The 13108-nt window shown below is 70.9% G+C and carries 12 protein-coding genes; 7 read left to right on the forward strand and 5 right to left on the reverse strand.

Annotated features, from left to right (window positions below; translation table 11 throughout):
- Window positions 1-40: 40 nt before the first annotated feature.
- Both ACZ6TD_RS05815 and ACZ6TD_RS05820 read left to right on the forward strand, forming a co-directional pair.
- Window positions 41-1309, forward strand: coding sequence for a VWA domain-containing protein (locus tag ACZ6TD_RS05815; protein WP_471351340.1), 1269 nt, complete (start codon window positions 41-43; stop codon window positions 1307-1309).
- Window positions 1309-2184: a hypothetical protein gene (locus tag ACZ6TD_RS05820; RefSeq protein ID WP_471351342.1), complete on the forward strand. Its 876-nt coding sequence runs from the start codon at window positions 1309-1311 to the stop codon at window positions 2182-2184. Before ACZ6TD_RS05815 ends, ACZ6TD_RS05820 begins: the two co-directional genes overlap by 1 nt.
- A 113-nt stretch (window positions 2185-2297) precedes the next feature.
- Here the strand turns inward: ACZ6TD_RS05820 and ACZ6TD_RS05825 are convergent, their stop codons facing one another.
- The gene (locus tag ACZ6TD_RS05825; protein ID WP_471351343.1) at window positions 2298-2828 is read right to left on the reverse strand and encodes a TerD family protein; all 531 of its coding nucleotides are present in this window, start codon (window positions 2826-2828) and stop codon (window positions 2298-2300) included.
- Between the two features lie 158 nt (window positions 2829-2986).
- Here ACZ6TD_RS05825 and ACZ6TD_RS05830 point away from each other — a divergent pair, with 158 nt between their 5' ends.
- Window positions 2987-3355, forward strand: coding sequence for a BlaI/MecI/CopY family transcriptional regulator (locus ACZ6TD_RS05830; protein WP_069860587.1), 369 nt, complete (start codon window positions 2987-2989; stop codon window positions 3353-3355).
- 197 nt (window positions 3356-3552) lie between these two features.
- A complete protein-coding gene (locus ACZ6TD_RS05835; RefSeq protein WP_471351344.1) occupies window positions 3553-4269 on the forward strand; it encodes a M56 family metallopeptidase in 717 nt (238 codons plus the stop codon).
- A gap of 609 nt (window positions 4270-4878) precedes the next feature.
- On the opposite strand, the gene ACZ6TD_RS05840 is transcribed toward ACZ6TD_RS05835, so the two are convergent.
- Together ACZ6TD_RS05840 and ACZ6TD_RS05845 are read right to left on the reverse strand one after the other, a co-directional pair.
- Window positions 4879-5358, reverse strand: coding sequence for a YflT domain-containing protein (locus ACZ6TD_RS05840; protein ID WP_471351345.1), 480 nt, complete (start codon window positions 5356-5358; stop codon window positions 4879-4881).
- Window positions 5359-5620: 262 nt separating this feature from the next.
- Window positions 5621-5917 carry a hypothetical protein gene (locus tag ACZ6TD_RS05845; protein ID WP_471351347.1) on the reverse strand — a complete coding sequence of 99 codons (297 nt, stop codon included), beginning with the start codon at window positions 5915-5917 and terminating at the stop codon, window positions 5621-5623.
- Between the two features lie 122 nt (window positions 5918-6039).
- On the opposite strand from ACZ6TD_RS05845, the gene ACZ6TD_RS05850 reads away from it, so the two are divergent.
- Window positions 6040-6408 carry an arsenate reductase family protein gene (locus tag ACZ6TD_RS05850; protein WP_470004088.1) on the forward strand — a complete coding sequence of 123 codons (369 nt, stop codon included), beginning with the start codon at window positions 6040-6042 and terminating at the stop codon, window positions 6406-6408.
- A 120-nt stretch (window positions 6409-6528) separates the two neighbouring features.
- Here the strand turns inward: ACZ6TD_RS05850 and ACZ6TD_RS05855 are convergent, their stop codons facing one another.
- Complete coding sequence (locus tag ACZ6TD_RS05855; protein WP_471351349.1) at window positions 6529-8163, reverse strand: AMP-binding protein; 1635 nt, start codon at window positions 8161-8163, stop codon at window positions 6529-6531.
- Between the two features lie 489 nt (window positions 8164-8652).
- Between ACZ6TD_RS05855 and ACZ6TD_RS05860 the strand changes: the two genes are divergently transcribed.
- Window positions 8653-10656, forward strand: a complete 2004-nt coding sequence (locus ACZ6TD_RS05860) for a M6 family metalloprotease domain-containing protein (protein ID WP_471351350.1) — start codon at window positions 8653-8655, stop codon at window positions 10654-10656.
- A gap of 86 nt (window positions 10657-10742) precedes the next feature.
- On the opposite strand, the gene ACZ6TD_RS05865 is transcribed toward ACZ6TD_RS05860, so the two are convergent.
- Complete coding sequence (locus ACZ6TD_RS05865) at window positions 10743-12140, reverse strand: M28 family metallopeptidase (protein ID WP_471351352.1); 1398 nt, start codon at window positions 12138-12140, stop codon at window positions 10743-10745.
- Window positions 12141-12523: 383 nt separating this feature from the next.
- Between ACZ6TD_RS05865 and ACZ6TD_RS05870 the strand changes: the two genes are divergently transcribed.
- Window positions 12524-13072 (forward strand): hypothetical protein, encoded by a 549-nt coding sequence (locus ACZ6TD_RS05870; RefSeq protein WP_471351353.1) that lies wholly within the window; start codon window positions 12524-12526, stop codon window positions 13070-13072.
- The last annotated feature ends 36 nt before the right edge of the window (window positions 13073-13108 follow it).

Below are 13108 nucleotides of genomic sequence, written 5' to 3' on the forward strand. Positions count from 1 at the left end.
TCTTTTGGATCAGTCGGATGATGCTCCATAGGATGCGCCGGTGATCATAAAGAAACGTCTGGCGACAGGCGCGTTGGGGCTGCTCGCGGCCCTCGCCTGCGGCCTGATATCCCCTCCCGCCGCGATGGCCGGCGAACCGGCTCCCGATTCCCCCAAGGTCGAGCTGGTGCTCGATGTCAGCGGCTCCATGCGGGCCCGCGACGTCGACGGCGACACCCGGATGGCGGCAGCGAAGCAGGCGTTCAACGAGGTGCTGGACGCCACACCCGAAGAGGTGCGGCTGGGCATCCGCACCCTCGGCGCCAATTACCCCGGCAAGGACCGTAAGGCCGGCTGCCAGGACAGCGAGCGGCTCTACCCGGTGGGCCAGGTGGACCGCACCGAGGCCAAGGCGGCCGTCGCCACGCTGCGCCCCACCGGCTGGACGCCCATCGGGCTCGCGCTGCGCGGCGCGTCCAAGGACCTCTCCGGCGGCGAGGGGACCCGCCGGATCGTGCTGATCACGGACGGCGAGGACTCCTGCGGTCTGCCGGACCCGTGCGATGTGGCCCGTGAACTGGCCGCCCAGGGAACCCACCTGGTCGTCGACACGCTCGGGCTGACGCTGGACCGCAAGGTCCGCGAGCAGCTCAGCTGCATCGCCGAGGCCACCGGCGGCACGTATACGGCGATCCAGCACCGGGACCAGCTCTCCAGCCGTATCAAGCAGCTGGTCCGGCGCTCCGCCGACACCCCCGTGGAGACGCCCACGCCGGTGCGGGGCGCCGCCCAGTGTGCGAAGGCCCCGTATCTGGGTTCCGGCCTGTACAGCGACCGGGAGAGCTTCGGGGAACACCTCTGGTACCGGATGCGGGTGGCACCCGGTCAGGAGCTGCGGGCCTCGGCGAGCGTGGCCGTGGACCGCGCCGTCGACCCGGACTACGGCGTGCTGCTGCGGGCGGTGACCCCGGGCGGCCGGGAGCTGGTGCGCGGCAGCGAGGCGGGCAGCGGCCGTACGGACGTCATCTCCAGCGGGCTGCGCCATCCGGTCGCCGATGTGGACGACGACGAGGACGAGACGGCGCGGACGGTGTGCGTCGAGCTGAGCCAGTCGTTCTCCGCGCCCGCCTCCGTCAAGCGCGCTCCGGGCCTTCCGGTGGAGCTCGCCGTCGATGTGGTGGACAACGACGATCCGCCCGCCGATGTGGCCGCCTTCGGCCTGGGCCGGGGCTGGGTGCTGCTGGGCGTGCTCACCGTGGGCGGGCTGCTCGTGGGGTTGCTGTGGGGCTGGCTGGCCCGCTGGCGTGTCACCGTCTGGAGGTCCAACTGATGCGAGCCCTGCGTACTCTCGGCGCCGCGCTCACCCTGTGCGCCGCCGCCTGGCTGACCGCCGCCGCACCGGCCGCCGCGGACGGCACGGACGGCACGGACGGCAAGAGCGGCACGGAGGCGCCCACCGAGGCGGGCACCAACTTCCGTACCGCCACCGAGATCAAGCCCGGTCAGCAGGCCACCGCGGCGGCCTCCACCGGCGACTATCTGTACTGGGTGTTCCCGGCCGCCGCCGGGCAGGTTCCCGAGGTCGAGGCGGAGCTGAAGCTGCCCGACGCCTCGAGCCGGCACGGCAGCGCCACCTGGCAGCTGGATGTCTACGACGGTCTGCGCCGCCACCAGCCGTGCGCCTCGGGCACCCCGGCGCGCCGGGCGGCCCAGCAGGATCGGACGGTCACCGTGAGCTGCACCCTGCGCCAGGTGCGGTCCTGGTCCGAGCGCTGGGCCAACGACCCCCTGCAGGGCGCGTATTACGTGCGGCTCACCGTCGTCGATCTGCCCGCCCAGGACCTCGGGCTGCCGATCGAGGCCGAGGTCGAGGCGTCCGTACGGGACGCGGGCGGGGCGCATGCCGACGGCGGGGACGTGACCCCGCTCAATCCGGTGCTGCGGGCCGGAACCGCCCCCGGGACGGACTCCGAGCCGCCGGACGACAACACGGCCTCGGATTCCCCGAACGACAGCGGCGGGGAGGTCCCGCACGCGGTCGCCGAGCCGGAGGACGGCTGGGGCTCCGGCTGGTGGTCGGACCGGTGGGTGTGGACCGTGATCGGCGCGGCGCTGGCGGCGCTCGCCGGGGTGGGCGGCTACACCCTCACCCGGGGGCCGCGCGCTCCGGGCCGCCCACCGGTCGGACCCGGATCCGACATCTGACCTGATGTCCGGAATCGGCGCGGGGCCCGCACGACGATGGTGCGGGCCCCGCGCCGCGTCCGGCCCCGGTGGACCGGCCGCTCAGGAAGCTCTCGGGAAGTTCGCCCGGACGCTCAGGAATAGTCCTTGCCCATGAGCTGCCCAAAGCCTTCGGGGTCCGCCTCGAATCCACGAATAGCGCTCTGAATTCCCCATTCCCCCGCGTCGTCCCGGGTGAATACCGCGACCGTGGCGGAAGTGGCTTCCGAGACGCCGGTGAAGTCACTCGTCATGAGTTCGGTGTATCCGTCGAGAATCCGGACACTGGTGTTCGGGACATCTCCGAACGTCTTCCGCCCCGAGCCCTGCTGGATGGTTATCCCGACGACCACACGAACGTATTCGGACGACAGCCGTTCGAGCTCGAGGGTCATGGACTCGTCGGTGCCAAGGCCCTGACCGGTGCGGCTGTCCCTGTTGAGGTTGATGGTGCCGTCCGGTGAGCGGCTGTCGAAGTGGACGAGGTACGCGGGCGCACCGTACGGATCGGCGGCGCGGTACGTCCCGGCCACGATGTCGAGATCATGGGGCGGCTCACCCATGGGGCTCGGATCCCACTTGAGCGCCACCTCGATTTTTTGAAGCCCCTTGTTGAGACCAGTCACCCGGACTTCCCTTCCCTGGAACCGTGCGGATGTGAATGCGCGTGGCGTCAAGCCTATCGCGGGCGGGGCGAGTTGAGGATTTTTCCACAGCCGCGTGCGGCGCCCCGCCGAGGGGTCTCTACTATGGGCCTCCGTACTAACGGCGGAAGGAAGCGTCCATGCGACGGTTGGGGGAGCTCGAGGCGGAGATCATGGACCGCCTCTGGGCTTGGCAGCGTCCCACGACGGTGCGGGAAATCGTGGACGACATCAATGAGCACCGCCCGGTCGCCTATACCACGGTGATGACCGTCGCCTCGATCCTCTACAACAAGGGCTGGCTGCTGCGCGCCAAGGAGGGCCGGGCGTGGGTGTACTCACCGGTCCGCAGCCGTGAGGAGTACACCGCGGCGCTGATGGAGGACGCCCTCGGCACCAGCGAGGACCGCTCCGCCGCCCTCACCCACTTCGTCGAGCAGATGGGCCCCGAGGAGGTCAGCGCGTTGCGCAAGGCCCTGCGGGCCGCGGGGCGCCGGACCAGGGCGTGACGGCCGCCCTCGCCCTGGCCTGTTACGCCGCCGTCGTCGGCGCAGCGGCCCCGAAGGCGCTGACGCGCAGCGCCTGGCCGCATCGCGCACCCGCCTTGGCGGTTGCCGTTTGGCACGGGTTGGTCCTGTCGTTCACCATCGCGCTCGCTCTGACCACTTATCACCTCGTCACCCCAACTTGGCATCTTCATAATGGAATGTCCGGCTTGCTCCGGTTCTGCGGATTGACGCCGGACGCCCGGCTCCCGGGCACGGGCCCGGTCGGCGTTCCGGCCATCGCCGCACCGGCCTCGGTGGCGCTGGTTCCGCTCGCCCGCTTCGGCCATGAGGTGCTGCGGGCCCGACGCGTCCGCGCCCGCCACCGGGACGTTCTGGACATGGTCGGCCGACGCTCGGCGCGGCTGCGCGCCACCGTGCTGGACCACGACACGCCCACCGCCTACTGCCTGCCCGGCCGCAGGCCGCGGATCGTGGTGAGCGCGGGCGCGCTGCGGCTGCTCTCCCCCGCACAGCTGGAGTCCGTACTGGAGCACGAGCGCGCGCACATCGCGGGCCGCCACCATCTGGCGCTGGCGGCCACGGAGGCGTTCGCGCGGGCGTTCCGGTGGCTGCCACTGGCGCGCGAGGCCAGGGCACAGACGGCGCTCCTGCTGGAGATGGCCGCGGACGACCGCGCGCTGCGCCGCCATCCGCGCCAGGCGCTCGTCTCCGCCCTCTACACGATGGCGGCGAGCCATTGCTCCCACGCTCCCGGCGGGGCCTTCACCGTCGGCGGACCGGGCGCCGTGGTCCGGCTGCGGCGGATGCTGGACGCCCGGCGGCGCCCGCATCCGGCGCTGCGCGGCGTGGTGGCGGCGGTCGCGGTGGGCTTACCGCTACTGCCTCCCCTACTGGGCTGCGCCCCCGGGATGTAACACGTCAAGCACCCTCAAAGGCCGCCCCGGGCCCTGCGGACGGACCGCAAGACCCGGGGCGGGGCATGACGCGTGAATGCGGTCATGTCGATATACCTCTTTTTGCCAAGTGTTGACTGTTTCATGGGACGTACCGGCGCCTTACGCGCGGTTCGGCCTATATCCGCAGAACAGACAGGGCGGTGAGGTCGGGTCTGGGCGAGGGAGGATCGGGCCGGGCGACGGCGACCGCCGCCACGGGAAGCCTCAGCGGTGGCCCGCTCCGGCGGGTGACCGCCGCGTGCAGGAGCGCTCCGAGCACCCCCACACGCCGAGCACCGCGACACACGGCGAGGCCATGTCCATACCGGTCATGGGTTCGCGTGGCTTTGTCTCGGGCGCGGCCGGGCGTGCCCGGCCTCGGCGGACGGGGCGAGAGCGGTCCGCCACGACCCGGAGCCGGTGGCGGCCGTACCGCCGCCGTGGCCGACGCCATACGGTGCGGGGGCACCGCCATACAGCGCGGGGCGCATCTCACCGAGCGCATGGTGCGCCGAGTGGGTCATGCCCGAGCCGGAGCCGCCGTCGGGGTGGCCCAGAGTGTGCGTGGCGAAGGCCCCCGGGAGCCGCTCAGCCCTCCCGCATCGCCAGCCTGGCCAGCATGTTCTTCGCCTCATCGGCGACCTGGGCGTCCGCGACCACCTCATAGCGCGCGGCCACGATCTGGCTCCGGGACGAGAAATCGCGCCGCCCTCCGGTCATGGCGTGCCCGACGAAACCGAAGATCGCGCCGAACACCGCGCCGTACACCAGACCGCTCACCAGCAGCACGATCACGTTGTGGGCCCCCGCCGCGAAGACGGACAGCAGCAGCCCGATCAGCAGCCCGAACCAGGCCCCCGTACCGGCACCCGCGAGCGCCGCCCGGCCCCTGGTCAGCCGCCCGAGGACGGTCTCGACCATCCGGAGGTCCGAGCCGATGATCGCCGTGTGCTCCACCGGGAACTTGTTGTCGGCCAGGAAGTCCACCGCGCGCTGGGCGCCGGCGTAGGTCGGGTACGAGCCGACGACCGGGCGGTCGACCACCGCCGACGGCGGTTGCTGGGTCATCGCTGACTCCCTCCGTCAAGGAGAGCGTGCGCCCGCGCCTGCCCCCGCGCAACGGGAGCGGGGCGGTGAAGAGCGGAGAAACCCGCCGAGGGCCCGCGTCACCGGATATCCGGAACGGCCACCGCGGCTCTCCGCGGAACATTTCCCCGGCACTCTCCGCCCCTCAATTCCCACCCGGCCCGACACCGCGCGATTCCCGGGAGCGACCGGTTCCTTTCCGTCGAGCGGAAAGGAACCGGAGGCGCGACGGACCTTACGGGTATCAGCGGCGGGCGGCGCGGTCGGTGTGGTCGGTGCGGATGAGGGAGCGCACCATCCGGCAGGTGGTGTCGGACGGCGGATGCACCCCGATCCTGGCGGCCGTGGAGCGTATCTTGCGGTTGGGCGCCTGCTCGGGGCGGTAGACACCGGAGTTGAGCAGCGCGATGGCCAGGCGCATGGCCTTCAGACGGCGGTTGTGGGACTCGTACCACTCACGCGGGCGCCCGGCCGGCATCCGCTTCTTCGGCAGGGTCGGAAAGGTCGGCAGATCCTGAAGAGGGGGTCCGGCAACGGCCATCGGCAACCTCCTGAGTTGGTCGGGAAACCTTCCCTTCAACTCCTTCCATTCTACGGCCGGGCACTGACAAAGGCCCCTGGTCAGGCCCCGTTCCAAGGCGGTCTCGCGGTACCGTGTGCGGCATGGAGATCTGGATCAATCCGGCATGCTCGAAGTGCCGTAGCGCGCTCACCCTGCTCGACGCGGAGGGCGCCGGTTACACCGTGCGCCGCTATCTCGAGGACGTACCGAGCCAGGACGAGATCCGCGCGGTGCTCGACCGGCTCGGGCTGGAGCCGTGGGACATCACCCGGACCCAGGAGGCGGCCGCGAAGGAGCTGGGCCTGAAGGACTGGCCGCGTGAGGAGAGCGCACGGGACCGCTGGATCGCGGCGCTCGCCGAGCACCCCAAGCTCATCCAGCGGCCCATCATCACGGCGGACGACGGTTCGGCGGTGGTGGGGCGCACCGAGGAGGCGGTGCGGGAGGCGCTGTCCCGGTCCCGCGGCTGACGTCAGGGCCACGCCTCGGGACCACGCCTCGGGCCACGGAAACGCCCCGGCGCCCCGTGTACGTACACGGGGCGCCGGGGCGTACGCGGTGCCCGGTCGTGCACACCGCCTGGGGCCGACTCAGCGGCTCCGCGGTGCGGCCTGCTGCGGGCGCAGCAGGAACCGCTGCGTCTTACCGCTGGAGGTCTTCGGCAACTCGGACACGAAGTGCACATGCCGCGGATAGGCGTGCTTGGCGTACCGCTCCCTGACCAGTTGCTGCAGCTCGGCCGCGAGCGCGTCGCCCGTCTCGATCCCGGGACGCGGCACGACGAACGCCTCCACGACCTCGCCGTACTCCTCGTCCGGTACGCCGACCACGGCGGCCTCCGCCACCGCGGCGTGCTCCAGCAGCACGGTCTCCACCTCGAAGGGGCCGATGCGGTAACCCGCCATCAGGATGATGTCGTCGCCGCGCCCGGAGAAGAACAGGTGGCCCTCCTCGTCGCGGGCGGCGGTGTCACCGGTGTAGAACCAGCGCCCGTCGGGGCTGAACTTCTCCGCGGTCTGCTCGGGGGCGTCGCGGTAGCCCTTGAACCACATCAGCGGACTGTCGGCGATGTCCACCACGACCCGGCCGGGGATGTCCACGCGGGCCGGCGCGGAGTTGGTGTCCTCGCGCAGCACCTGCACGCCCCAGCCGGGCAGCGGACGGCCCATGGAGCCGGGCTTGATCTCCTCGCGCAGGGCCGGGTGCCAGGCGTGGGCGATCACCATGCCCAGCTCGGTCGAGCCGTAGTGGTCGCGCACGGGCACACCGAGCGTCTCGAGCGCCCAGTCGACGACGTCCGGGGGCAGCGGTTCGCCCGCCGCGGAGCAGCAGCGCAGCCGCAGATCGGCGGGGGCGGGGGTGCCGGAGGTGCGCAACTTGCGGTAGACGGTGGGCCCGGCGGCGAAGTTGGTGACGCCGAAGCGGGAGAGCACCTCCCAGGTGGACTCCGCGGAGAACAGGCCGTTCAGCAGCAGTCCGCGCTGCCCGAGGGCGAGGGGCCCGATGATCGCGTAGTACAGGCCGTACGCCCAGCCCGGATCGGCGGCGTTCCAGAAGACATCGGTGGGCCGGTGGTCCAGGCCGAACTGCTGGTACATGGCGAAGCTCGCGACCGCCCGCAGCGGGATCGGGACGGCCTTGGGGGTGCCCGCGGTGCCGGAGGTGAACAGCTCCACGATGAGCCCGTCGCCGCCCACGGCCGCCGGCTCGGACAGCGGGGCGTGCCCCTCGGCCAGCTCCGCGAAGGACAGATCGGCTTCGGTGACCGGCCCGGTGGTGACGATCCGCCAGGGGCGCTCGCCGGGGAAGCCCGACTCCGGGTCCAGCTTGGGGCGTTGGTCGGCGTCGGTGATCACGACCTTGGTGTCGTTGCCCGTGATCCGCAGCGCGACGGCCGGCGGGGCGAACGCGGTGAACAGCGGCACCTGGACGGCCCCGAGCCGCCAGATCGCAAGGCTCGCGACCAGCAGTTCGGTGGATTTGCCCATCAAGGTGGCGACGCGGTCGCCCACTCCGACTCCCAGTGCGGCCAGGGAACCGGCCATGCGCGAGGAACGGTCACGAAGCTCCCCGTACGTCATGTCGTGGCCGGTCATGTCCTTGTCCACCACCGTGAACGCGACGGCGTCGTCCGGGTGCCTGTCGCACAGCAGGTACGCGGTGTTCGCCGCAGGCTCACCGAAGGTCTTGAGCAGGTCAGCCATGCGCTGTTCTGGGCTGGTCAAGAGGGCTCCTAGTGCTGGTATCCACGAGTCGCGCCGGACGGGAGGGAGGGCCGGTGCCCGGCTTCGGGCGAGCGCGGACGCACCTCGGAGGCACGGGCGCACCTCGCCTTCCGGGGTGGGCTGTTCCCGGGGTGTGCTGACGAAGTCCCAGGCGGCGGCAGCTCCCGTTGGCCTGTACACGCTATCGCGCTTTCCGGCCGGCCCGGCAGCCGTCCTCCGGTACCGGGACCGGGACGGCATCCGCGGGCCGGAGCCGGGGGCGGCGGGCGACGCCCCGGACGTCCGGTAGTCCCGAGGCACGTGGCGCCCCCGAGGCACTCCGGAAGTCCTGACGCACTCTTGCGTCCCGAGGCACTCTGGCGTCCCCCCTTCCCCCGTCCTACCTTTGGGCAGCGGTAGGCATACCGCCCGCACGGCTTGTCATGTCTGAGCTCCGAGACGCCCGACACGAGGTGAGCCTTGTTCCTCCCCCGAAGACCCGTCGGCCGGTTGACCGTCGTCGCCACCGTCCTCGCCACCGCGGCGGCCATCGCCGCCGGACCCGCGCGGGCCACCCCCGACGGCACACCGTCGGCCGCCTCCGCCCGGCCGTCGCTGGTGCGGCCGATCGATCCGCAGCACTGGCGCAACCCCGACGACATGACCTGGGCCGACTACCGCGCGGTCCCCGGTACGCACTGGGCGGACCTCTCCGTCAAGCCCACCCAGCGCACCTTCAAGGGCGCGCTGGTGCTCCTGGACTACCCGGACGAGGAGTTCACGGTCAGCCGGCCGGCCGGTTCCACCCTGTTCGGCAATCCGCAGCCGAGCGCCTCCGGTATCCCGCGCGACCGCCTCCCGCGCTTCTACCAGGACTTCCTCAACACCCCGGGGCCGCTGAACAACGGTCACACCATCAACGAGTACTGGATGGAGGACTCCGGCGGCCGCATCGGTGTCGATCTGACCGCCTTCGGTGTGTACCGCATGCCGGGCAAGTCCTATCAGTACGGCGTCGAGGACTCGATGAACCCGGGCGCCTGCCCGGCCGGGGACACCTGCGGCAAAGACATCCGGGAGGACGGCAAGGCCGCCTGGGTAGCCGATGTGGGCGCCGACAAGGCGGACTCGTTCGACTTCGTCTTCTATCTCACCGCCGGACAGGACGAGTCGTCCACCTGGCAGGAGTTCGGCCCGATGAAGTTCCCGGGCGCACCGGACGTACCCGCCGCCTGGGGGCCGCCGTCCTCTGCGGGCGACAACTCCGCCCGGACCCGTTATGTGCCGTGGACGTCCTGGCAGGCCGCCGCCCGTATCTGGCCCAACGCCGCCGACGGGTCGTCGGTGCAGGCCGAGAGCTCCGGCATGGCCGTGTACGCCCATGAGCTCAGCCACATCCTGGGCATCGGGGACAACTACAACAACCCGTACGGCACCCCCCTCAGCCGTTCGTACACCGGTATCTGGAGCATGCTCTCCCGCGGCTCCTTCAACGGCCCCGGCGGACCGCACACCCGCTGGCAGATCCCCGCCACGGCCGGGGGCTCGATGGGCTCCCAGCATGTACTGCGCGACAAGCTGAAGCTCGGCATCGTCGATGAGAAGAACGTGCTGCGGCTGGACCGCGACGCGCTGAAGAGCTCCGGCCTGGTCGTCGCCCGGGTCACCGCACGCTCGGCGCCACCGGGCGAGAAGGGGCTCTCCGGGGTCAACATCGCCATAGGCAGCGATCTGTCGGAGCCCTGCGACAACGGCACCGACCCGCTGTGCGACGGCGGCGGCTACGACAACTACACCGTCGAGGTCGTCGACCGCATGGGCATGGACTCGTTCACCCCGGATCACGGGGTGCTGCTGGCCAAGACCAAGAACAAGGACCGGGCGCCGTTCGCCTGGGTGGTCGACGCCCACCCCGAGGACATCGACCTGGTGGACTTCCGGCGCCCCGACGGCACCACCCAGAAGATCACCATGGGCGACTACCGGCAGCTCAGCGATGCGCTCTTCCACGCCGGAGCCGACTCCGGCAGCCAGTACGAGTACCTCGACCGGGCCAACCGGCTGCACTTCTATGTGCTCGACCTCAAGCGCGACAGGTCCGGAGTGCTCTCGTACACCATCGCCGTGAAGTCCCTCGACGGCGCCGGACCGCAGCGCCGCGGAGTGGCCCTGCACCGCGGCGAGGCCAAGGGGGATCCCTCCCGCTCCCGGGCCGTGTGCACCTTCGGCCTCGACAACACCGCACGCGCCACCGGGGAGCGGGCGACGGCTCCGGCCACGTCGGTGGACTCGGATGTCTACCGGCTGTCGGCGAGGGCCGTCGGCCGGGGCTGGTCCGCCTGGCTGCCCAACCGTCTCGCCACCGCCAGGGCCGGTGGCTCGGTGGATGTGGAGGTGGCCGTGGCCGCGAAGAAGGGCGCCGAGCGGCGGGGCGCGGTCGTCCTCACCGCCCGCTCCGAGAGCGATCCGCACCGAACCGCCAAGGCGCTGTGCCGGCTGTCGGGTCGCCGGTAGGGCGACGGGGACGGCCCGCCGGAACTCGGCGGGCCGTCCCCGTTCGGCGGTCCCACTCCGTCGGCCGTCCCACTCCGCCGGCCGTCCTACTCCGTCTCGTCGGCCGCGGTCTGAATCGGCACCCGTAGGGTGTCGGGCTCACAGCCCGCCGTACCGGCGATGATCCGCGCCGCCCCCTTGGTGAGCGGCACCAGGCTCTGCTCGTCCACCTTGTCCGGGGTGTCCCGCGGATCGAAGATGTACATGGGCGTGGTGATCAGCTGCACCAGCGGCACACCCGTGTAGTAGAAGTAGGCGCCGTCGGTGGCCGGGTTCGGCGCGAAGGCGGTCGGCGACAGGATCCACGAGCGGCGCAGGTCCTCTGCCTCGAGCGACTCGGCCACCAGCCGCTCCAGCTCGGGCGCCTGGGTGGTGAACCACCAGCGCACCTCCGGGTCGTCGGTGGGCACGACCTCCCCGTCGACCACCTCCGCCTGGCGTGCGGCGTGTTCCAGATGCATTTCGAGGACGACCTGGGGGAACAGCTCGGGGTGCGCCGCGATGAACGCCTGGGTGCCCGCGGCGCCCGCCATGTGGCCGGACGTCAGCACGAACAGCATGTTGTGCGGCCGCAGTTCCCGCGGCACCGACGCCCAGAACTTGGCCTGCGCCAGGACGAGCGCCACCCCGGAGGCGTCCTCCACGGCCGATGCCCAGGGACCGTCGTGGTGTGAGCCGACGATCACCCAGTGGTCGGAGGCGCCGGGCAGGGTGCCCACCACGTTGTGGGTGGTCTCCTCGGTGATGGTGGCATCGGAGACGATCCGGCCCTCGCACTCCCCCGACGCCATCAGCTCGCGGACCCGCTGCCCGTCCTCGCCGCTCAGCCAGATGCCGGGGACGGAGCGACGCTCGGCGTCATAAGGCCAGTAGAAGTCGCTGGTCTCCCAGGGCAGTCCGGTGAGCAGGCCGACATAGGCCGTGGCACCGTCCTTGATGGCGATGTCGAAGTCCAGCACATGGGGAAGGTCGAAGGGCACGGTCTGGACGAGGTCGGGGAACACGCCCTCGGGGTCGTAGGAGCCGGTGGCGCGGGCCTGCACCTCGGTCTGCGGCAGCCGGGTGAAGCCGATCTCCTGGACCGCGATGGAGCCCCGCACCTCCCCGTCCTCCATCCGCACCAGCCGGCCCTCGGTGCCCTCGGTCGGGGTGGTGTACGGCAGGGCGAGTCCCTCGAAGCGGATGACCTCATCGGGCCGGCCGGTGGGCCAGATCTCGAAGGCGGCGGACCGCGGCCGCCAGATGGGCGTGTCCAGCGGCTCCAGCCGTACGTCCTCCAGGCCCGTCTCCCGGAACTGTTCGGCGGCCCACTCCTCGGTCCAGCCGTCGGCCGGGTAGCCCGCCCGGCGAATGCCCTGGCTGACGATCAGTTCGATCCAGGCCATCATCTCCTTCGAGGTGGGGGCCCGATCGATGTACTTCTCCAGCTCCGGCCATCCGCTCATCGTCATCCTCCTCATCGCCATGGTCGGCATTCATGGTCGGCGGGCGGGCTAAAGCTGGGCTAATGCGAGGCCGGTACTCCTCTTTCGCGGTGCCCCTTTTCTCATCCGGGAGGAGGTCTGGTTCTCATCCGGGAGGAGGCCAAGCCGGGCGTTAGACCCACTTTGGTGACGGCACAAATGATGGTCGCCGTATCCGGACAAGCCGCCGATCAGGCGGCTCAACCACAGGTCAGCGCCCGATTGACGGTTGGGAGTCGAGTGTGCGTACCGAAAGGTCGGAGGAACGGGAACGGGAACGGGAACGGGAACGGGAACCGCGGGGCACGGCCCGGCGGAGGAGGTGGAGCCGGCAGGTCCCGGCCGGTGTCGTGGGTGTGGCCGCGGTGAGCCTGATCGCGCTCACCGTCTCCCCGGTGAACGCTGAGCCCGATACCAGAGCCAAACCGCCGCGCGGCAGGAATCCGCTCCCCGCTCCCCCGCAGATCCGCGACCTGGACTTTCTGCTCGGCTCCTACACCTGCGACTACACCCCACCGCCGGGCGGAAAGCCGGCGGTGCTGAAGCTGAACACCAGGCGGGCCATGGGCGGGCATTACCTGTACACGGACGCCACGCTCGAACCCGGAAGCGTGGTCGGCCGTTCGTCCTTCGGCTGGAACCCCGTGGACGGGAAATTCATGACCCAATACCACGACAACTGGGGTTCCTCCGGAAACTACACCTCGTCCGGTTGGCAGGACGGCCACCTGATATTCAAGGGTCCCCTCACCCAGGTGATCACACCGAATGCCTCGGGGCAGACAACGGGCGTGAAGCTGGATCTCAAGGATGACTACCAGGTGCTCGGGCCAGGGCATTTCAAGGACACCACGAGCTTCACCTTCCCCGACGGAAGTACTTTGCAGGGCAGTTACGACTGCCGCCGCCAATAGCGTTCAGCGTTCCGGACCGAGGGAAGTGGGGGTGGC

The organism is Streptomyces yongxingensis (assembly GCF_055597465.1).

Coding starts and splice junctions, on each gene's coding strand:
- ACZ6TD_RS05820 (WP_471351342.1), top strand. CDS start 1,309: ATGCGAGCCCTGCGTACTCTCGGCGCCGCGCTCACCCTGTGCGCCGCC.
- ACZ6TD_RS05830 (WP_069860587.1), top strand. CDS start 2,987: ATGCGACGGTTGGGGGAGCTCGAGGCGGAGATCATGGACCGCCTCTGG.
- ACZ6TD_RS05835 (WP_471351344.1), top strand. CDS start 3,553: ATGTCCGGCTTGCTCCGGTTCTGCGGATTGACGCCGGACGCCCGGCTC.
- ACZ6TD_RS05840 (WP_471351345.1), bottom strand. CDS start 5,358: ATGACCCAGCAACCGCCGTCGGCGGTGGTCGACCGCCCGGTCGTCGGC.
- ACZ6TD_RS05845 (WP_471351347.1), bottom strand. CDS start 5,917: ATGGCCGTTGCCGGACCCCCTCTTCAGGATCTGCCGACCTTTCCGACC.
- ACZ6TD_RS05850 (WP_470004088.1), top strand. CDS start 6,040: ATGGAGATCTGGATCAATCCGGCATGCTCGAAGTGCCGTAGCGCGCTC.
- ACZ6TD_RS05865 (WP_471351352.1), bottom strand. CDS start 12,140: ATGAGCGGATGGCCGGAGCTGGAGAAGTACATCGATCGGGCCCCCACC.